The following is a 16,589-nucleotide window of genomic DNA, read 5'->3' on the forward strand; positions in this document are numbered from 1 at the left end:
ACTATAGGCCCTCGAACGCCGCCGCGTCACGCTTCTTGAGTTCCTCCAGCGTGAGGACGCGGCCCTTGCTGTCGACGAAGCGGTCCAGCGTCAGATTGCCCGAGCGAAACAGTTGGGCCTTGCGGACGCCGAGCACCTCGTTCTGAACCTCGACCGGCTGGCGCATCAGCCAATCCGAGTAGGAAGGGGCCTCGATGGACGGCAGGCCCTTGATGACCGGCGCCGTCGTGGATCGGCAGTTCACGTGCCGGGGCGGCCAGGGGAAGGTTTCCAGCGGATGGACTGAGTTGTGCAGCGCGCCGCAGGTGATGGTCGTTCGGGCGTCCAGCGTGGCGATGAAGCGAACCTGATCGACACCGAGGGCCGAATACGTCTCTTTCGATGCCACGGCGGCCGTATGCGTCAGGGTCGTGCGAACCATCGCCTCGGCTCCGCGCCGGCTGATCTCGAGCACCCCGTCCTTGTATTGGAGCGCGCGGGTCCCTCTGATCTCGCGGACCAATGCCGTGACCGACCGGCCCTCGACAAACCCCTGCCTCAGCGCCTCCCTGACGCGCTTGGCGGCGCCAGCCTCTGCCTCGTCCAGCCAACCCCGCAAATAGCGGCCCTGGAACGGACGGGCGTTCACCGCCGCCACGACCTGGGCCGTCGTCGGTGCATTCGTGACGGTGGCCAAGCCGACCGATCGCTGGCCGACGTGAACCATGCGCTCAGTGAACAGCCGTTCGGCGTCCGCCAGGGCCGCCACGTCCTCGTTGAGCCGACCGCGCAGCACGGTCCAGCCGTCCGACTGAAGCGCCCTCACCTCTTCCAGCAGCCGCTCCAACTGAACCGGGTCGCGGCCCTCGTTGTCGGCCCGCAGGATGCGCTCGACCAACCGTGCGTCGGTGCGGTTCAGGAAAGCCAGAACCTTGCGAACTGTCGCCGTCGAATAGCGGGACAGCGCGATCCTGTGCTTGACCGCCTCGTCGATCAGGCGCTCGGCTGGGGAGGCCATCAGGCGGCTTCCCGCTTAGCGCCCCGAGCCAGCATTTCCTCGGGCGCCGCCGTATCCAGCCACGCCTGATAGAGCCCTTGGAAAATGGCCTGCATGGAGTACGCCTCGAACTCGATAGAAGGCTCCTTCTCGCCCATAACCTTGCGCACCTCCTGCCAGATGTGCGTCGCCTCGTGGCAAAGCAGCCCAGCGATCTCGACGCGAGAGCGGCCCTCGGCGTGCTGACCCTTGCCGAGCGTCACGATGATGCAGACCTTGCCGTCCTTCTGCGTGAAGGTCGTGGCGCAGCCATCATTGGCCGGATAAGGCTCCTTGCAGCCCATCTTCCGCATTTCGCGGGTCCATGCCTTCCGCGACGGGCAGAAGCCGAAATAGACCGGCTGCCAGCCCCGATCGCACCAGATGACAGCGGCGTCGCGCGCGAGGGCTTTCGTCATGCCGCGTCATCCTCCAGGCCGCCGAGGCCGCCACCCTCTTCATCCAGCGCCTCCCGGTGATCCTCAAAGCTCTTGGCCGGGTCGACGATCTCAGCTCGCTGCAGGTTCTCGAACAGGTCTTCCAGCGTGATCGCGCCCGACTGCCAGGCGGCAAGGAGAGCGGTCAGTTCCTGCGCCGATAGGCCGGCCGGGTTCAGATCGGTGTTGAGCCAGTACTGGATGCCCTCGCTCGACACACCAGCCCAATCCGCCATGAAGGTCAGCGCCTTCGTCAGGCAGTCCGACAGTGCATTGGCGATGCCAGAGACGACCGACGTCTCGCCTGCCCGCTCGATCCGCGCCGTCTCGGCTGCGATGGCCGCTCTCCCGGTTTCCAGCAGCATCCGGGCGCCCATCAGAGCCGCATCCTTCCGCTTCGCCTCTAGGGCCAGACGCAGCTCCGACAGGCCCGAGCCGGTGAACTCCATGAACTTGGCGTCGCCGCCCTCGGTGACGATCAGGCCTTCGGACGAACCGAGCTTGATCGTCTCGCCCTCTCCGATGTTAAGCCCCTTGAAGACCGGCGTCGGGTTGGCCGTCCACAGCAGCGCCCATTCCAGGGCGGCCGAGTTGTTCAGATGCGCCACGCTGATGTCTGCAATGTCGTCCAGTGGCGGCCGGGCCGGGTTGGGTTCGCCGTCGCGCGGATTGCTGAAAAAGGCCGGGATCACGTTCAGCCGCGCGTTCTGGCGCTTAGGCTCGACGGTATCGCCGAACTGCACCCACCGGCTGTCTAACTGCCGGAAGACGCGCTGGCGGTAGTGGCCAGCCTCATCGAGATCCAGCACACGGACCTGCGCCACCTGCGTCAGCTTGAACTCGTCCGCCACGTCCTTCTCTTCGACGATCTCCGCGACACGGATGTGCGAGAGCTTCAGCGCCGCCCCCACCTTCTGAACGCGGGCCGCAAGGATCGCTGTGGCGTCGTAGAGCTTCAGCGTCGGCCGAACACCCTCGGCCTCGGCGTCGGCCTTGGTCGCACCGTCCGGTGCGTCGGGATAGTCCACCAGCACCATGACGGCGCCGGTCGAAAGGATGCCGTCGAAACCCTGCTCGGCAAACCGATCGATGTCCTGGCCAGAGCCCGTCACGTCGCCGAGATAGGCGTCCAGAGCGTCGAGGTTCGAGCGCGTTGGGGTCTTGCCGAACACAAGGCCGCTGAAGGCCTCGGCGGTGCGGGCAGTGACCGGCAGGTAATAGGCGCCCTCGCGAAATCGTTTCGCCGTGGCCTCGTCGTGACCTGGCAGAGCGCGCACATAGCCCAACGCATCCTCTCGACCGCTAAGCAGGTCGTGGACCTTTTTCGGGCGCCAGCATGGACCTCCCAAGCAGGATCGCGCTCGTTCACCGCCATCAGAAGCTGACCTTCACCTTGCGAGCGGGGCGAGAGCCGAGCGCCAGTTCATTGAAAGCGTCCGCAGCAGCATCGACTTGGTCGTCGTGAGCCGCTGACGGGAACGTGCAAAGCTCGTCGAGGAAGGGCTCAATCCAGACATCGCGCATGGGGTCCCCCGTCGTGAGGATGAAGACGTTTCCGGCCTCGGCCTGGGTGGCCAGTGCAGTGGCTCGCGTAAGCTTGGAGCCGGTGGGCTGTTCGTACCGGACGGTATAGCCGGGCAGCTTCTTCACCAGCGTCAGGACGTAGCCCTTGCCGGCAGCGCCAGGGTCCTGTGGGAGGCGAACCGTGACCTCTGTAGTGTCGGCCGCCGCCGTCAGCTTCAGCTGGGCCTCAAACTGCGCCGGGCTCCACTGCCCGACCTTGGCGTCGGTGAAGTAGTAGGTGGCTTCTTCGCCATATCCGACCTGCGTACAGCGGACGCCGGCGCTAGGGTCGCCTCCGCCTTCAGTGGCGCCCACGTCCCAGGCGCGGACTGTGCGCTTGGGCCCGGCAGGCATGACCGAGACCGGCTTGAACCACTCCCGCCGGAAGATGCCGCCGTCGCGCGGGGAGGGTCGCTGCTGATACTGACCGGCCCAAGCGTATGAGCCCTTGGCCTTCTTGAGCTTGGCGACTTCGGCCGCGGGGAAGCGCTCCGGGAAGAGAAGCTCGCCCTCTTCGGTCCGCGGGTCCTCGAAGAACAGTTCGCCGTCGACGTAGGTCCGACAGGCGCCGCCCGTCACCTTGCCGTCTTCGCCGATCCGCTCGGCCTCGAACTCCATCGGTAGGTTCAGGTGGACAAAGCCGATGTCCAGTTCCAGAGCCACGGCCGCCACATCCTTGGCGTGGAGCCGCTGCATGATGATGACGATGGCCGAGGTGGTGACGTCGTTCAGACGGTCGGAGATGCCTTCGCGGAAGATGCGCACCGCATTGGCCCGCTCGGTGTCAGACTCGGCGGTCTCGGTCGAATGGGGGTCATCGACCTTCACCCGGTCGCCCCGGCCGCCGGTCATCGAACTGAACGGACGTGCCTCGCTGAACCCGTTCTCGGTGTTCTCGAACTTGCCCTTGGCGTTCTGGTCGGCCCGAAGCTGGATCGGCCAGAGCGCCTGATACTTGTCGCTCTCGACCAAGCGCCGGAGCTTGAGGTTGTCCCGCAGCACGTTGGCTTGGCTGTAGGAGGTCGCCAGCGTCTGCAGGTCCGGCCGCGCCTTCGGGCCCCACTCCCATGCGGTCCAGAAGACCAGCAGCAGGGACTTCATCATGCCCGGCGGCACGGTCATGAGCAGGAACTGGATGCGCCCGGCCGTCACCGCCTCCAGGTGCTTGCACATCGCCCGGAGCGCCCAGCCCGACTTGAACGGGCGCTTGGGCTCGAGGATGGACCAATGCTCCTCGATGAAGCCATGCAGGCTGTCGCAGCGGGCGCGGATCTCGCCCTGGTGTTCGATCAGGCGCTTCCGGTCAGCCTCAGCCTTCCGACGCGCCCTCTCCGCCCTGATCTCCTCCAGCGTTGGCAGATCGACGAATGAAGCGCTCGATGACATCCAGCTCCTCGTCGCTCGCTGCGCTCAGGTCGAAGGAATGGGAATGGCGGATCGGAGCGTCGGTCTTGTCGCCACCGACGACCGCGACCTTGTCGCCGTAAGCCTTGGGTCGCAGCTTCCCGGCCAGCCATTTCCGAGCGTCGATGCGGACCCGTTTGTCGTTCGGCTCCAGCTTCTTGTCGTCCGCGATATCGACGATGTCGTCGGCCAGGCTATCAGCCTGCGTCTCACGGGCTCTCGCGTATTGGTCCGCGAACGCTGGAATCAGACCGAGCCATTTGAAGACGGTCGACTTGGCCGGCATCTCGTCATCGCGGCAGATCGAGCGAAGGCTTTCGCCATCGGCCAGGCGTTCGCAGATGGCGTCCGCCACGGCCTCGTTGAACTCAAGCGGCCTTGGCATCCGGGGCCTTCGGCTTGGGCTGGGGCTCAGGCTTCACCCGTTCCGCAACGCCAGCCGCCTCCAGGCGATCCGCTGCCTTAGCGTCCTTGGCGTTGAAGGTGGCTCCAGCGGCGGCCGAGCCGTCCGACAGGGAGAAGCCGACGAGGGCTTTCATGGGGACCATGGGCGATCTCCGAATGTCGTGGGGGTGTCCGCCGATCCAGCCGTACGCCGCAGCTCAGAACGTGGTCGGAGGGCAAAAGAAAAGGCCCCGGACACAGGGTCTGGGGCCTCTCGGCGCATTGCTGCACCATGGGTTGTGTCCGCGATTACCGTTCCGGTGTCAATCCGGGAAGTGTCCTCGACCCACTTCAGGATGCAGCCGGTCTAGTCCTAGCGCTTCGGCCAACTCGATTACCCTGTTGGCCTGCGGGCCTTGTGCCTTCGCTCTCAGTAAGGCGATGTCGCCTTCATGCAGCATGTCATATTCAACCCCAAGGGGCCCGATCATATCGGCAAGTCCCTCGATGAGCGTCGCTGACCCTCGGAAATAGAGACGACGCGAAAGTGGTGATCGATTCGATCCTGCGGCAGTGATGCCTGCTAGGGCATTAGCGTACCTAGGCCGGTCTTGCTCAATGCGCGAGATCCGCCGCCCTATTTCGTCAAGTCTCTCAATGATGAGATTCTCTGCGGAAACATTTTTTGTTGAAGGCTCCAGGACCTCAACGACCATGTCTCCGAGGAACGGTTTGTATTGAGATGATCTGTACGCATCCAACTTTGATCTTAGGGTAGTCGCGAATATAGCGAAAAATTTCTCCATCCCGATTATGTTTAGATCGGGCGGGTACTGCAGGGCGTGAAAATCCCTTATGTCGAAGGGTATGGTTCCTCCGGCTTCAACGACTACTATTGTTGGCTTCTTGGATGCGAGCCTTAACCCGAGCTCCAACATTACATTTGGGTTCAAGTCGCTGATATCGGCGACGATCACTTCGTGTCTGAAAATATTGCCAATAATCCGCTCAGACACGCGGTCCTTGAGATCTCCAGCCCACACATTGTTGGGTACCATCCCCGCTTGGGCGATGGCGCGGTGAAGAAGGGTCTGGACGTCTGCCCAGTGTTGCTCGGAGTGTCCTGCCGTTTGGGAGATCGGCATGATCAGGCCGCACTCTACCTTCTCGTTCTGGCTCGCCGCTGTTTCCGTCCGTTCCTTCGTCACATAACCCCCTACACGCTATTCCAGCCCATACGCGATAGCTGCACAGTCCAGTGCGTCCTGCAAGGCTTCGGATGACGCGGTTATCACAGAGCCGCTGCTGGATAGCGCCCGCAGGTTCGCCCCCTTGCCCGCGATCTCCCGCAGAGCCCAGACCGCCCGCCCGATCCGCTCCACATCCGACCGGCCCAGCGCGCCGCGGAAGGTGCGGTCTTCCTCCTGGATCATCGCTTCCAGATCGCGCACGAACTCCTCCCGCTCCCGGCGCTTTTGGGCGAAGCCTTCGCCGCCGCGGACGATGTTGCGCAGGGCCGGGTCCAGCGTCGGAGGGGTCAGGCCTTTCTCTGGGTCCAGCAGTTCGTAGTCCGCCCGATAGCGGAGCCCGGCCGCGTGCTGGGTGCGCGTGATCGACCCGGCCGTCAGCAGGGTCTCCAACCCATCCCGCGAAGCCCGAGGCGCTCCCCTCGCCTTCTCATGATCCGACACGCCGATGTCGAAACCGCGCAGGGCCTCCAGGCTCCGCAGCTCCTCTAGGTTCGCCTTCGCATCCCGCTCGAGGATGCGGGCGTCGATCTCAGCGTCCAGGGCGCGGAACATGCGCTGACCGTCCCGCTGCTGGTCCAAATCCGGCGACGCGACCTTGGCCTCAGCCGCCATGAACCGCAGCGCCTGGCTGTCGGTCAGTCGGACGCCCCTGATCGATACCGGCGCCGTGTTGTCGTTCGCCGCCTCGATGTTGTCGTTCGCCCCGATCATCCTCGGCATGGAGGGCTTGGCGTAGCGCTTCCGTTGCTGGCGCTTCTTGGCGCGGTCGGCCTTGCTCATGCTGGGGCTCCTATGGCTACGGTTCGGAAAGCGTTTTGGAGATAGAAATGATTCCGGACTGGCTGATGCCGTGGTGGAATTGGTGGGCTGGCGTGACTTCTCTGGTTCATTGGGAGGCCCTCGGTGCATTGGGCACAGTCGCCACCTTCGCAGGTGCACTGTATCTGGCTGACGCTGCTAACCGAGACCGGCGAAGACGTGATGCCGCCATTCTGCTGGCTGTCGCGCATGCATTTGGGACGGCAGCGAAAATCCTCTGGCACGGCCTTGAGCAAATTGACGCGGGCTATCCCACTGAGGTCGCGGTAGACGCTATGCTTAAGGCAGGAGGCATCAAAGCCCAATCGGACGCCTTGGAGGCCGTGACAGTGACCACCCTTCCATCTGCTCGCGTCATCGACGCGCTCGGAGGGGGAAAGGGCGTTCTGTTGCTCATCGACGATGACATGAGGGATAGCCTCAAGAAGGGCGGCTACGCGCTTCGCACCCTTCCCGAAGAAATCGCGAAGGCCGCTGATAGCTTGGCCTCTTACGCGGACCAAATGGACGCCGAAGCCCACAGAATTCTGCGTCGAGGAGGACCGTTCTAGCCTTTCGGATGTCATGCTGCGTCTCCATGGGCGAACAGGTCAGGTTTCGGATCGTTGGCCGGCGCCGGCGCGTGCCCGAACTCGGCCAGCAGGGCGGACGGGACACGGCAAGCGGGATGGCCCGGCCTGGGCCCAGCGTCATCGGACGGCCAGTGGCCGTTCAGGCGGTACTCCCGCAGCCAGCGGCGCCAGCGGTCGGTCTCGGATGGCGTGGATCGGCTCTGCGAGGCGGCCAGGGCCGTCTTCGGGGCGCGCTCGATCTCGGTCCGGCACCAGTTCCGCCACGCCGCAGGCCACTCAGCGTAGCGATGATCCTTGGCGATGCACTGATCGCGGAACCTGGCGGCGAACCGCTGGACGTCGAAGTTCGCACCGACCTCACGGGCCTTGGCCTGTTGCTCGGCGATCAGCTCGGCAGTCGGGAAACCATCCGGCAGCGAAACCTTGGGCTTCCGACGAGAACCGGCCTTGGGGGGTAAGGGGGGATTATACTCGCGGGAGGGTGTGGGTGGTTGGGGGGTCTGGGGGGAAGGAGGGAGAGGGAGGGAGGCGTCAGCATCGTCAGTGACGTCAGAAGCGTCAGACCTGACGTTTTCTGACGCTTTCTGACGCTTACGCTCCTCGTAACGGGCCTGCCGATCGGCGCCCTTCGACCGTGCGCGCGGAGCAGTGGCCGTCGTAGCCTCATAGGCTTCGGCAGCGCGAATAGCGTCCTCGGCGGAGAACCCTAGGTCGATCATGTTCTTGATGAAGGCGACGGTACTCATGCCGCGCTCCTGTCAGCAATGAGGTCGATCTCAGCCCGGTACTGCTGGGGCTCGGAGCCCTCGGAGCCGTGGCGGTTCTTGGCGATGATGACATCCATCACCGTGCGCTTCAGGGCGACCTCGGCCTCCCAGAGCATGTGCTCCTCGGTCCCAGCCTTCGGTTCGGCCTTCTGGAGGTAGTAGACCTCGCGGAAAGGGAAGAGGACGGCGTCGGCATCCTGCTCGATGGAGCCGGACTCCCTCAGGTCTGAGAGCATCGGCCGCTTGTCGTCGCGCTGCTCGACCGAGCGGTTCAGTTGCGACAGTAAGATGATCGCGATCTTGGCTTCGCGGGCGAGCGTCTTCAGCGCCCCGGTCATCTCTGCGATGGCGGAGGCTTCGTTGCGCCCTGCCAACGCAGGCCGGCGCATGAGCTGGAGGTAGTCGATCCCGATAGCGGCCAGGTCGCCCCGGCGCTTCATGGCCCAGACGGCGCGGGAGACATCCTCGATGGACACCCCTGCCCTGTCTCTGAGCCAGAGGTTCTTCGGGATCTCGCCCTTCACGGCATGTAGGGTGTGCAGGTCGAAAGAGGTCAGCGGAGCCACCTTGGCGATGTCCGAGAAGCTGACGGGCTGCTCATGGGCGGCCGTCAGACGGGACAGGGCCCGGTCATTCAGCTGGTCGGTGTCCATCTCCAGCGAGAAGCCCGCGAACAGCTTGGTCGGGTTCCGCAGGGCGGCGCCGTAGAGGACGTTGCCGAGAAGGGCCGTCTTACCCATGCCCGGCCGCCCTGCCATCACGATCACCGATCCCGGCATCAGGCCGCCGAGGCGCTTGTCGATCGACGACAGGCCGGTCTGCACGCCCTTGGGCTTGCCGGTGGCGACTTCCAGTTCCAGCCGGTCCATACGCGCCAGGGCGGCGTCATGGGCGTTCACGAACAGGGCGTCTTCTGGCGCAGCGCCACGCTCTGCCGCTTCCAACTCGGCGCGGGCTTGGGCGACGGCCTGATAGCCAGTCACTTCCGGGTTGCGCGCCTGATGCATGGTTTCGGCAGCCATCTTGATCAGGCGCCGGCGCACGGCCGTATCCGCCACCAAGGCGGCGTAGTCGCGGGCGCGGTTTGCCGGTGGCGCCCGGTCGACCATGTCCATCAGGTAGAACGGCCCGTCGAACTCGATAAACGCCGGGTCGTGCTCGAACTCAGTCCGAAGGATAGTCGGGTCCGCCAGCCTTCCAGCTGTGATCGCAGCGGCAATGGCCGCGTAGAGCCGCTGATGGAACGGCTCGCTGAAGTCCTCGGCTGTGACGACGTCATGCACCTGGCGGTGGACGTCGTTGTCGAACATCAGTTGGCCCAGCAGGGCTTGCTCAGCCTCCAGATTCAACGGGAGGGCATTGGCCGCTTCCTCTGCGTCGCGGGGATCATCCATCATGCCGCGCGCTCCGTGTCGAACAGCGGGCCGGAACGGATGGCTTCGGCGCGGCTGGCGGCGGCGTCCGCCCAGCGGTTCAGTTGCTCGGCCAGGGCCGGGTAGCGCTTGGCGCGCGACTTGGCTTCACGGCGCAGCATCCGGGCGTAGTTCAGTTCGAGGTCGAGGAGGTCGCGGCGATTCATGCGCCTCCTCCATCGATATGGTTCAGGGCGTCATCGACGTCCTTGAACTGCCCGGAGGCGAGAAGCTCGATCAGTTCGGGGGTGACACTGCCCATGCTGCGGTAGACGCGGTCGTGCGGTACACGCTCGTCGACGTAGACGACCTCGACGCCTTCCGTGGCACCTGTGCGCTGCATGCCAGTCGCATCCCAATGGATCAGAACCTGGGGCTTCATTCCTCGCCCCCATCGTTCGCCGCCGTCAGCCTGCTCCAGGCGTGTTCGGCAGCAGCGTTCCTCGCGGCCTTGGGCAGGCGGTAGATAGCGCACACGTCGGCCGCGACCGAGTTCAGCGCTGTGGCCGTCTCAACGCGGCCGATCAGCGGCCAACGGAACTCGGCGGCAATATCGATCAGGTCGCCGAGAAGCGCGGCCTGTTCCTTCGGATCTGCCACGTCCTGCATCAGCGAACGCACCGTCCGGCGCGCGGTCATGCGTAGGAACATCGCGCGAGAGGAGCGAGCCTGTTGGCTGGTCGCGTTCTCCCGACTGCGATCGATCCGCTCGACGAGGTACTTTTCACGCTGGCTCACGCAGCCCTCCCCTGGTCCCAAGGGGTGGACTCCGCGCGACGGGCCGGGCGACGCTCACCGAACCCGAAGGCCTTAGACGCGGCGAGCACCCTGCCGACCGCGCGCTTGTGATGGACTGGGCAATAGGTCTCGGTTGCGCCAGTGGCGGCGGGATCGACCGGCTGACCGCAGCACATCTGCTTTGCGCCCGAGACATCTCCGACCGGCCATGAGCACTGGAACCGGCGGCGGTCGATTAGCAGGATCGAAGTGTCATTTGCAGCTTCAGCGAAGCCGTCGATGATCCCGGCGCCATGCTTGGCGAAATGCTGGCGCTTCTTTGCCGCCTCCTCAGGGCTGGAAGGAGCAAACCGGCCGAAGCTCGAAGCCGGCGCTGGCTTGTCGATCTTGATCCCGCCGGTCGCCCGGTTGCGTTTGACCGGAGGCGCCGAAGGCTCGCGGCGCGACAATCGCGCAGCCGCATCGGGCCCAGACCATCCCATGCGATGGACCTTGGCGACCACAGCCGAGCGTGAGCGGCCGGGGATTATCTTCGAGATATCCGCCGCCGATTTGCCCTCAGTCCAAAGCTTGCGGAGCGCCTCGACCTCGTGGTGCGGCCAAGGGTCGTTGTTGCCGTGAAAGTTCATGCTGCGGCCTTCAGAATGGTGGGACGGATTTCGACATCGACGCCGGAAACTTCGGCGTAGCGCTTGCGAGCGATCAGGCTGACGACCAGGGCGTCGTCTCTGAACGCGACCTTGTTGCAGCCGTCGAGAACGGCCTTCACGACGTTGTCGAGGTCGGGAAGCTTGGTTGGGGCGATCTCCCCAGCCAGCATGGCGCAGCGCTTCTTGCGGCTGCTGGAAGCGGCAGGGGTCATCCGAACGGTGACGATGACCGTCAGAGGGCAATCGAGAGGCGTCCGGTCGCCAAGAGCGCGAGACGCCGCCATCTTGACGAGGTTCTCGTAGCTGGCGGTCTTGCTGTCGGTGAACATGCGCGCCGAGTGATGGCCGCCCACCTTGAACACGGTGGCGCGGGGCCGGCCCTTACCGCGAGGGTCGCCCGGAATGGTAAAGGCCAGCCCCGTCATCAGGCTGCCTCGCCGTGTTCGATTTCGGCGTCGTCGTTGGCAACGTCCTCGATGTCGATCTGACCGTCGTCGTCATCGCCGTCGTCATCACCGGCGGCGGCAGCGGTCGCCTTGGCTTCTTCCAGACGGGTTTGGAAGGCGCGGCGCACGGTGCCCTGGCCTTCTTCATGGCCCTCGCCGTAGGACTGAGCGCAGTCGAACGGGCAATCCTCTGGCGGCTCGTTGGCCCAGCCGATGCCGGCGATGCCGTGCTTGACGCCGAGCTGTCGCCACTTGAGCTGGGTGCGGACGGGATCAGGCGTGGCCTCAGTGCCGTACAGCTCAAGCTGGGTGCCAACGGGCTGGGCCATCGCTTCGGCGTAGTGGTCGCTGGCGACGCGGTCGGCCTTGTATTCCTCAGGCGACCATTCGAGTTTGCGGACCTCGTCGTCCAGCTTGCCGAGGATGTGACCCTTGGCCTTCAGGCCCTTGCGGAAGGCGCTGATCTGATCGTTCAGGGCCTTGCGCTTCAGGTTCCATTGCACCTGTTCGTTGGCCGCCATGCGGATTTCGTCATGGCTGGGCAAGCCGTTCGAAGGGGCTTCGTTCGGGATGCTTCCGATCGTCCCTTGGACTTCGGGATACTCGTCGTTGTCTTTGGCCATCTGGCCCTCCATCAAGACCGCTCAACGGGGCGGTCGGTCCCGTTCGGTCACGCCGCTCGCTGCGGCGTAGGAGTTGCGGCCTCGATGGCCCGGCGGACGCCGCGAACCCGCTCAAGGGCTTGCTCTGCATCGCGCTCGGCCGCCGCGATGGCGTCGAGGTCGTTGTTCGACAGGCGTCCGTCGGCAAGCGCCTCGCGGACGACAGCGACAACGTCCATGCTCTCCTGGGCGAGGTCGAAGGCCAGTTCCTTCAAGCAGCCGGTGATGGGTTGGGGCTTCTGCAGCTCGGCCAGGGCGACGCTGTAGATCCCCTCCCCGCAGGCCTTCTCCAGATCGGCGATGACGTCGGCCGGCATCATGCACTCCGGCCGGTTCGGGTTCTGGTAGGTCGACAGCACGCCGGGGCTGACGCGACAGGCGCGAGAGGCTTCCAGGGTCCCGCCGTTCGCGTCGATCAGCAGTTCAGCCAGGCGCGCATGCTCCCTGTGACTGATGGCTGGCTTGTAAGTCCTGTATCCCATTTGTTCCGGGCTCGATTTTGGGTGATCCGCTGCCGCGCTCAGGCGACGGTCGGGCTTGGTTGTTCGGGAGAAGGCGATTGAGCTTCGTCATTCGCGGCGTGCGGATGTTCAGCGGGTACGCGCGGGAAGAAGGGAGCGAGCGTCCGCTGCGTCAGGTCACGAGCCTTTGCGGCCTCACGCTCGGCGGCGAGGACTTCCTTGATGGCGTCGATCTCGAACGGGAGCGCGCCGGTGATCGTCGCCAGCGCCTTCAGTGCATCAGTCTCGCGACCTTGGACGGCCAGCTCGTTGGCGCCGATGATCAGGCCGTAGACCGTCCCCGCGTTGATCAAGACTTCCTGGCGTCGAAACTGGAGGGCGGCCGATGACAGCATGTCATGCTGCCTCGCTGGCGGGGGCGTCGTCGTTGGCGGCTTCAGCTCTGAAGCGCTCAATGAGCGCGATGTCGGGGTTCAGTTCAGCCGCCTTGATGCGTCCGCTAGACAGCCGCTCGATCTCAAGGGCCACGCGGACGCTCGGCTTGCGAGCGCCGCTTTCAAGGCTGCTCATTTGACCGCGACTCTTCAGGCCGATCCGCGCTGCGAACGCGTCCAGCGACAGGCCGAGATCTTTTCGGAGGGCTGCGATGTCCATGCGAATAAGTTTGCATATGCCGAACATTTCGACAAGCCTGAAGTTCGGCATATGCAGACTGACGGACGCCCGTTCGGTTTGCATACTCCGAACATGTCGCAGAAACCCCGCAGATCCAGGCCGGCCGAAGTCTATGAGGACTATCGAGCCAAGAGCGGTTGGTATCTTGCCGCGTGGCGGGACCATGCAGGCCTCACGCTAGAGGATCTCGCGGCGGAACTCGGCAGGTCCAAGGGCTATATTTCGGACCTTGAAACCGGCGCGGTCAGGGCCGGGCGTCCGGCTACCCGCTTCAACCGCGATCTTATTGAGCAGGTTGCCGCTGTCGTGGGCACGACTGGAGGACGTCTGATCGATGTCAATCCCTTCAGTCTGAACGAGCGTATGGAGCGTCTAAGCTCTGTCATTGCCAAGCTGGATGAGGCGGGTCAGCAGGCCGTACTGAGCATGGCGGAGTCGTGGGCCGGACGCACCGGCACGGACGGATAACCATTCACAGCCGAATGTCGGGCGCCACCTACTGCTGACGGCGATCCGAACCCCGCAAGGACTGCATAGCTAAGGCTGGAACATGACCGAAGCGGAGATTTGGAAGCTGATCGCCCAGCCGGTGATCTTCGCCATCACCATGCTGGCCTTCCTCAAGCTGCCCTGGAAGGGCCGCCTGCTTGGTGCGTTAGTCGGCGCCGCTATAGGCTTTGCCATTGGCTTTGTATCGCTGTGGGCTCAGCGCTCTGGGGCACCTTCGTGGGTGGGCTGGATCGGCGCGGCAGTTTTCCTAGTCGTGCTCGGTGGGCGAAGTCTCATGCGCCGACGCGACCGCACGGGGTAAAATGCATGGCTAAGGCTGGTGAGCGAAGCCATGCCCTCTCACCCAGCCTAGGCAAAATAGGGGACGTAGCGGGCGTTTCTTTTACCCTGGCCCTCTTCAAGAGGCTTGATCCGCCCAGCCTTAATAGACTCTGCGATGATGGCGGAAACCGCCTGATAATCATCAGCTTGAAGACGGAAACGCTCTCGCAAAGTGGCATTACTCATAGGATCAGATGCAATCCATCGAAGGATACAGTGATAGAAGCACGCTCTAAGCTTTTCTGTTTTCGCCAATTGCTTGAATGGTCGAGCCCCAAACAAGACAACTCTCATTGAATCGATTGACGAATGAAAATCTGGAGCCGGAAGATTCATTTCCTCGATTTCCAGCAACGCCTTGTCTAACCCACCGCCGCGCTCTTCACACAGCCCGAGACTACGCATCGTCGAGGCCAACTTTTCGTTTCGAGATCGCCTCTCGTCAATGATCCGATCAAGCTCGATTAGCGAGTTTCCAGGATTGGTAACCTCCACACGATCGCTGTAGATGTCTATTACGGGGCAAGCCCCACTTACCGTAAAGTCTTGGTGTATTAGCGCATTGGCAATCACCTCTCGCAGGGCAGTCTCGGGATACACCGACTCCTCCACTCGAACACCTCCACGATACTGCTCGTCGTAGGGAAGAAGGCTTTTTATGTGCTGTAAAAGACCGCTGAAGCCAACAGCATACCCCTTCTTTCCTTCCATCTCTCCAATTGATTTTCTTTTGTCTCGTCCAACATACTTAACTACCCGCACCGTTTTTCGCGAGATGGACGGGAACAATTCAACATCTTTCGCGAACAGTAACGCCCCTAAATTAGTAATATCGTAAGTTCCCTCAAGATCATCCTTGATGAACCCGCGCTTGCAAAAAGAAGATATTATTTCTTCGTTTGCGCTCGGCCGAGGGATTTTGGATAGCGTGTAGTACGTACCCACGTCTAGCAAGCTAAGCACCTGTTCAGCGGACTGATGGCTTAGCGCGACAGCGTCTTCAAAACGTCGACGACCGGTTGCAAGCCACAGCGCTCGTTCGTGCTCGGGGAATTCGGAGAGCTTCTTTATATTCTCGCCGATTCTAATCCATTCGTTATCGATAAAACGAACAGGGCGCTCGTAGGAGGTTTCTATTGAAATTATCGCGAAGTTTTTCCCCTCATGCTGGAAGTCGATCAGCTCTATCATGAGTTTCGGAGACATCGACCTGCTGAGCCAGTGCTGGAGATTCTCGCCGCCGTTTTTCATCGTGGAGATTCGCACCGACGTCCCCACACACGCGTGATCACTATCGCGGACGCCGAAAACTAGGAATGCGCGATCCCTTCCAGCCAAGATGGCACCATTCGCGCTAGCTGAAATCCAGCGCCCGATCATATCGGGGTTTGCGTTATTCTCTTTGAATTCCACCCATGCGCTTTCCGACGGCTCTTCGCAGAGTCTTTTCAACAGCGCTCCAGGATCCTGAATCCCCATGGCGGCTTTTATCCCCCTTATATCAGCCCAACTATTTTTCACTCATGCGGCATCGGCGAAGTGACAAAATTCTCTAATAAAAACAATGGCCATAGGTTAACGAAGGCATAAGACTTTTATCCTGCGTTTGACCAACCTTTGGTTTTTAACACCCTGACTGGCACCCATATGCCGTCTACGATTTGGTACAGTAGGATGTCCATTCCTCCGTCTGAATTCTTATTGTTCTGGCGTGGCTTAATGAACGTCTAGGCGCGCCCCATGACCAAGCGATACGATAGGTGGATCGTGCTGGATGCCGCCTTCGAGCATGGACGCAGCCTATCATCGCCCTTTCAGTTGAAGCTGGGGCAAAGCCGCTGAAGCGCAACAGCAGGAACGGGATCGGCGCCCACCGCTTGGTTAAGGGCAACCCTAGAGAGGAGATGCCCATGACCGACGTCCCGCCAAACGATCCGAACTATCGCGGCCCTGCCGACAAAGACAGCCTGCAAGAACAGGCCCGACGCGAGACCGACGAAGCCGAGCGCCGGCGACGAGAGCCCGATCCCAGCGTCACCACGCCTCAGCCGGATGAAAACCCTGACCAGCGCCGAAAGCTGGAGGAGGAAGCAGCAAAAGCTCCACCGGCAACGCCGCCGATCGCTAACCCAAGCTGATCGATCAGCAAGTCAATTGGAAACGGCAGCTCCTGATGGAGCCGCCGTTCTGTTAGATGCAGGCCTCAGGGTGCGTCCAGGTAAACCGAACAGCGCGCCTCGACCTCAACCATGCAGAGCTCGTAAGCCGCCTCTTCAGGCGAGCCGGGGTTTGGCAGATACACCATCCCGCCCGGGGTTCTCGGGTAGCATTCCCACTGCCCCTGCACATAGCAGCGGGAATACTCTTCAAAATCACGTGCTTCGGTAGGCGACGAAATCGAAGCCGAACCAGCAGCCAGCAAGCCGATCCCAGCGACAATGCCTACTGGGATCATGGTTCTGATCTTCTTCATAGCAATCCTCCCCTCCAGCGGATTAGTCCG

Annotated in this window: 25 protein-coding genes; 4 read left to right on the forward strand and 21 right to left on the reverse strand. The window is 62.8% G+C overall.

Annotated elements, in window-relative coordinates; translation table 11 throughout:
• Position 1: 1 nt before the first annotated feature.
• From AC52GN_RS11645 to AC52GN_RS11680, 8 genes are all read right to left on the reverse strand, one after another.
• A complete protein-coding gene (locus tag AC52GN_RS11645) occupies positions 2-997 on the reverse strand; it encodes a minor capsid protein (protein WP_496527164.1) in 996 nt (331 codons plus the stop codon).
• Positions 997-1,434 carry a hypothetical protein gene (locus AC52GN_RS11650; RefSeq protein WP_496527165.1) on the reverse strand — a complete coding sequence of 146 codons (438 nt, stop codon included), beginning with the start codon at positions 1,432-1,434 and terminating at the stop codon, positions 997-999. The genes AC52GN_RS11645 and AC52GN_RS11650 overlap by 1 nt, the downstream gene beginning before the upstream one ends.
• Complete coding sequence (locus AC52GN_RS11655; RefSeq protein ID WP_496528806.1) at positions 1,431-2,729, reverse strand: DUF4055 domain-containing protein; 1,299 nt, start codon at positions 2,727-2,729, stop codon at positions 1,431-1,433. Before AC52GN_RS11655 ends, AC52GN_RS11650 begins: the two co-directional genes overlap by 4 nt.
• A gap of 97 nt (positions 2,730-2,826) precedes the next feature.
• The gene (terL, locus tag AC52GN_RS11660; protein ID WP_496527166.1) at positions 2,827-4,401 is read right to left on the reverse strand and encodes a phage terminase large subunit; all 1,575 of its coding nucleotides are present in this window, start codon (positions 4,399-4,401) and stop codon (positions 2,827-2,829) included.
• Positions 4,325-4,774, reverse strand: a complete 450-nt coding sequence (locus AC52GN_RS11665) for a terminase small subunit-like protein (protein ID WP_496527167.1) — start codon at positions 4,772-4,774, stop codon at positions 4,325-4,327. Before AC52GN_RS11665 ends, terL begins: the two co-directional genes overlap by 77 nt.
• A gap of 13 nt (positions 4,775-4,787) precedes the next feature.
• Positions 4,788-4,967, reverse strand: a complete 180-nt coding sequence (locus AC52GN_RS11670; RefSeq protein WP_496527168.1) for a hypothetical protein — start codon at positions 4,965-4,967, stop codon at positions 4,788-4,790.
• Positions 4,968-5,126: 159 nt separating this feature from the next.
• A complete protein-coding gene (locus AC52GN_RS11675) occupies positions 5,127-6,011 on the reverse strand; it encodes a hypothetical protein (RefSeq protein WP_496527169.1) in 885 nt (294 codons plus the stop codon).
• Between the two features lie 15 nt (positions 6,012-6,026).
• Positions 6,027-6,833, reverse strand: a complete 807-nt coding sequence (locus AC52GN_RS11680) for a hypothetical protein (RefSeq protein WP_496527170.1) — start codon at positions 6,831-6,833, stop codon at positions 6,027-6,029.
• Between the two features lie 47 nt (positions 6,834-6,880).
• On the opposite strand from AC52GN_RS11680, the gene AC52GN_RS11685 reads away from it, so the two are divergent.
• Positions 6,881-7,423 (forward strand): hypothetical protein, encoded by a 543-nt coding sequence (locus AC52GN_RS11685; RefSeq protein ID WP_496527171.1) that lies wholly within the window; start codon positions 6,881-6,883, stop codon positions 7,421-7,423.
• Positions 7,424-7,434: 11 nt separating this feature from the next.
• On the opposite strand, the gene AC52GN_RS11690 is transcribed toward AC52GN_RS11685, so the two are convergent.
• From AC52GN_RS11690 to AC52GN_RS11740, 11 genes are read right to left on the reverse strand one after another with little or no spacing between them, the layout of a single operon-like run.
• Complete coding sequence (locus AC52GN_RS11690) at positions 7,435-8,190, reverse strand: hypothetical protein (protein ID WP_496527172.1); 756 nt, start codon at positions 8,188-8,190, stop codon at positions 7,435-7,437.
• On the reverse strand, positions 8,187-9,605 hold the full coding sequence (locus tag AC52GN_RS11695) for a DnaB-like helicase C-terminal domain-containing protein (RefSeq protein WP_496527173.1): 1,419 nt from the start codon (positions 9,603-9,605) through the stop codon (positions 8,187-8,189). Before AC52GN_RS11695 ends, AC52GN_RS11690 begins: the two co-directional genes overlap by 4 nt.
• Positions 9,605-9,790, reverse strand: a complete 186-nt coding sequence (locus AC52GN_RS11700; protein WP_496527174.1) for a hypothetical protein — start codon at positions 9,788-9,790, stop codon at positions 9,605-9,607. The genes AC52GN_RS11695 and AC52GN_RS11700 overlap by 1 nt, the downstream gene beginning before the upstream one ends.
• Positions 9,787-10,005, reverse strand: coding sequence for a hypothetical protein (locus AC52GN_RS11705; protein ID WP_416019792.1), 219 nt, complete (start codon positions 10,003-10,005; stop codon positions 9,787-9,789). Before AC52GN_RS11705 ends, AC52GN_RS11700 begins: the two co-directional genes overlap by 4 nt.
• Positions 10,002-10,361: a hypothetical protein gene (locus tag AC52GN_RS11710; RefSeq protein ID WP_496527175.1), complete on the reverse strand. Its 360-nt coding sequence runs from the start codon at positions 10,359-10,361 to the stop codon at positions 10,002-10,004. The genes AC52GN_RS11705 and AC52GN_RS11710 overlap by 4 nt, the downstream gene beginning before the upstream one ends.
• A complete protein-coding gene (locus tag AC52GN_RS11715; RefSeq protein ID WP_496527176.1) occupies positions 10,358-10,990 on the reverse strand; it encodes a GcrA family cell cycle regulator in 633 nt (210 codons plus the stop codon). Before AC52GN_RS11715 ends, AC52GN_RS11710 begins: the two co-directional genes overlap by 4 nt.
• Positions 10,987-11,436, reverse strand: coding sequence for a RusA family crossover junction endodeoxyribonuclease (locus AC52GN_RS11720; protein WP_496527177.1), 450 nt, complete (start codon positions 11,434-11,436; stop codon positions 10,987-10,989). The genes AC52GN_RS11715 and AC52GN_RS11720 overlap by 4 nt, the downstream gene beginning before the upstream one ends.
• Positions 11,436-12,080, reverse strand: a complete 645-nt coding sequence (locus tag AC52GN_RS11725) for a hypothetical protein (RefSeq protein ID WP_496527178.1) — start codon at positions 12,078-12,080, stop codon at positions 11,436-11,438. The genes AC52GN_RS11720 and AC52GN_RS11725 overlap by 1 nt, the downstream gene beginning before the upstream one ends.
• 47 nt (positions 12,081-12,127) lie before the next feature.
• On the reverse strand, positions 12,128-12,601 hold the full coding sequence (locus AC52GN_RS11730) for a hypothetical protein (protein ID WP_343828689.1): 474 nt from the start codon (positions 12,599-12,601) through the stop codon (positions 12,128-12,130).
• Positions 12,602-12,639: 38 nt separating this feature from the next.
• Positions 12,640-12,975 (reverse strand): hypothetical protein, encoded by a 336-nt coding sequence (locus AC52GN_RS11735; RefSeq protein WP_496527179.1) that lies wholly within the window; start codon positions 12,973-12,975, stop codon positions 12,640-12,642.
• A gap of 1 nt (position 12,976) precedes the next feature.
• Positions 12,977-13,234 carry a helix-turn-helix domain-containing protein gene (locus AC52GN_RS11740; RefSeq protein WP_496527180.1) on the reverse strand — a complete coding sequence of 86 codons (258 nt, stop codon included), beginning with the start codon at positions 13,232-13,234 and terminating at the stop codon, positions 12,977-12,979.
• 51 nt (positions 13,235-13,285) lie between these two features.
• On the opposite strand from AC52GN_RS11740, the gene AC52GN_RS11745 reads away from it, so the two are divergent.
• Complete coding sequence (locus AC52GN_RS11745) at positions 13,286-13,723, forward strand: helix-turn-helix domain-containing protein (RefSeq protein ID WP_496527181.1); 438 nt, start codon at positions 13,286-13,288, stop codon at positions 13,721-13,723.
• Positions 13,724-13,805: 82 nt separating this feature from the next.
• Positions 13,806-14,066, forward strand: a complete 261-nt coding sequence (locus AC52GN_RS11750) for a hypothetical protein (protein WP_496527182.1) — start codon at positions 13,806-13,808, stop codon at positions 14,064-14,066.
• A gap of 47 nt (positions 14,067-14,113) precedes the next feature.
• On the opposite strand, the gene AC52GN_RS11755 is transcribed toward AC52GN_RS11750, so the two are convergent.
• The gene (locus tag AC52GN_RS11755; protein WP_496527183.1) at positions 14,114-15,565 is read right to left on the reverse strand and encodes an ATP-binding protein; all 1,452 of its coding nucleotides are present in this window, start codon (positions 15,563-15,565) and stop codon (positions 14,114-14,116) included.
• A 431-nt stretch (positions 15,566-15,996) separates the two neighbouring features.
• On the opposite strand from AC52GN_RS11755, the gene AC52GN_RS11760 reads away from it, so the two are divergent.
• Positions 15,997-16,224, forward strand: a complete 228-nt coding sequence (locus AC52GN_RS11760; protein WP_496527184.1) for a hypothetical protein — start codon at positions 15,997-15,999, stop codon at positions 16,222-16,224.
• Positions 16,225-16,289: 65 nt separating this feature from the next.
• On the opposite strand, the gene AC52GN_RS11765 is transcribed toward AC52GN_RS11760, so the two are convergent.
• Entirely contained in the window at positions 16,290-16,559 is a 270-nt protein-coding gene (locus AC52GN_RS11765; RefSeq protein ID WP_496527185.1) for a hypothetical protein, read from the reverse strand.
• Positions 16,560-16,589: the final 30 nt, after the last annotated feature.

The organism is Brevundimonas sp. SS2672 (assembly GCF_059579685.1).

What these genes read in the sequence shown, in the direction of transcription:
- AC52GN_RS11645 (WP_496527164.1), bottom strand. Translation starts at nt 997, where the DNA reads ATGGCCTCCCCAGCCGAGCGCCTGATCGACGAGGCGGTCAAGCACAGG.
- AC52GN_RS11650 (WP_496527165.1), bottom strand. Translation starts at nt 1,434, where the DNA reads ATGACGAAAGCCCTCGCGCGCGACGCCGCTGTCATCTGGTGCGATCGG.
- terL (WP_496527166.1), bottom strand. Translation starts at nt 4,401, where the DNA reads ATGTCATCGAGCGCTTCATTCGTCGATCTGCCAACGCTGGAGGAGATC.
- AC52GN_RS11670 (WP_496527168.1), bottom strand. Translation starts at nt 4,967, where the DNA reads ATGGTCCCCATGAAAGCCCTCGTCGGCTTCTCCCTGTCGGACGGCTCG.
- AC52GN_RS11680 (WP_496527170.1), bottom strand. Translation starts at nt 6,833, where the DNA reads ATGAGCAAGGCCGACCGCGCCAAGAAGCGCCAGCAACGGAAGCGCTAC.
- AC52GN_RS11685 (WP_496527171.1), top strand. Translation starts at nt 6,881, where the DNA reads ATGATTCCGGACTGGCTGATGCCGTGGTGGAATTGGTGGGCTGGCGTG.
- AC52GN_RS11690 (WP_496527172.1), bottom strand. Translation starts at nt 8,190, where the DNA reads ATGAGTACCGTCGCCTTCATCAAGAACATGATCGACCTAGGGTTCTCC.
- AC52GN_RS11695 (WP_496527173.1), bottom strand. Translation starts at nt 9,605, where the DNA reads ATGGATGATCCCCGCGACGCAGAGGAAGCGGCCAATGCCCTCCCGTTG.
- AC52GN_RS11700 (WP_496527174.1), bottom strand. Translation starts at nt 9,790, where the DNA reads ATGAATCGCCGCGACCTCCTCGACCTCGAACTGAACTACGCCCGGATG.
- AC52GN_RS11705 (WP_416019792.1), bottom strand. Translation starts at nt 10,005, where the DNA reads ATGAAGCCCCAGGTTCTGATCCATTGGGATGCGACTGGCATGCAGCGC.
- AC52GN_RS11715 (WP_496527176.1), bottom strand. Translation starts at nt 10,990, where the DNA reads ATGAACTTTCACGGCAACAACGACCCTTGGCCGCACCACGAGGTCGAG.
- AC52GN_RS11720 (WP_496527177.1), bottom strand. Translation starts at nt 11,436, where the DNA reads ATGACGGGGCTGGCCTTTACCATTCCGGGCGACCCTCGCGGTAAGGGC.
- AC52GN_RS11725 (WP_496527178.1), bottom strand. Translation starts at nt 12,080, where the DNA reads ATGGCCAAAGACAACGACGAGTATCCCGAAGTCCAAGGGACGATCGGA.
- AC52GN_RS11730 (WP_343828689.1), bottom strand. Translation starts at nt 12,601, where the DNA reads ATGGGATACAGGACTTACAAGCCAGCCATCAGTCACAGGGAGCATGCG.
- AC52GN_RS11735 (WP_496527179.1), bottom strand. Translation starts at nt 12,975, where the DNA reads ATGCTGTCATCGGCCGCCCTCCAGTTTCGACGCCAGGAAGTCTTGATC.
- AC52GN_RS11740 (WP_496527180.1), bottom strand. Translation starts at nt 13,234, where the DNA reads ATGGACATCGCAGCCCTCCGAAAAGATCTCGGCCTGTCGCTGGACGCG.
- AC52GN_RS11745 (WP_496527181.1), top strand. Translation starts at nt 13,286, where the DNA reads ATGCAGACTGACGGACGCCCGTTCGGTTTGCATACTCCGAACATGTCG.
- AC52GN_RS11750 (WP_496527182.1), top strand. Translation starts at nt 13,806, where the DNA reads ATGACCGAAGCGGAGATTTGGAAGCTGATCGCCCAGCCGGTGATCTTC.
- AC52GN_RS11755 (WP_496527183.1), bottom strand. Translation starts at nt 15,565, where the DNA reads ATGGGGATTCAGGATCCTGGAGCGCTGTTGAAAAGACTCTGCGAAGAG.
- AC52GN_RS11760 (WP_496527184.1), top strand. Translation starts at nt 15,997, where the DNA reads ATGACCGACGTCCCGCCAAACGATCCGAACTATCGCGGCCCTGCCGAC.
- AC52GN_RS11765 (WP_496527185.1), bottom strand. Translation starts at nt 16,559, where the DNA reads ATGAAGAAGATCAGAACCATGATCCCAGTAGGCATTGTCGCTGGGATC.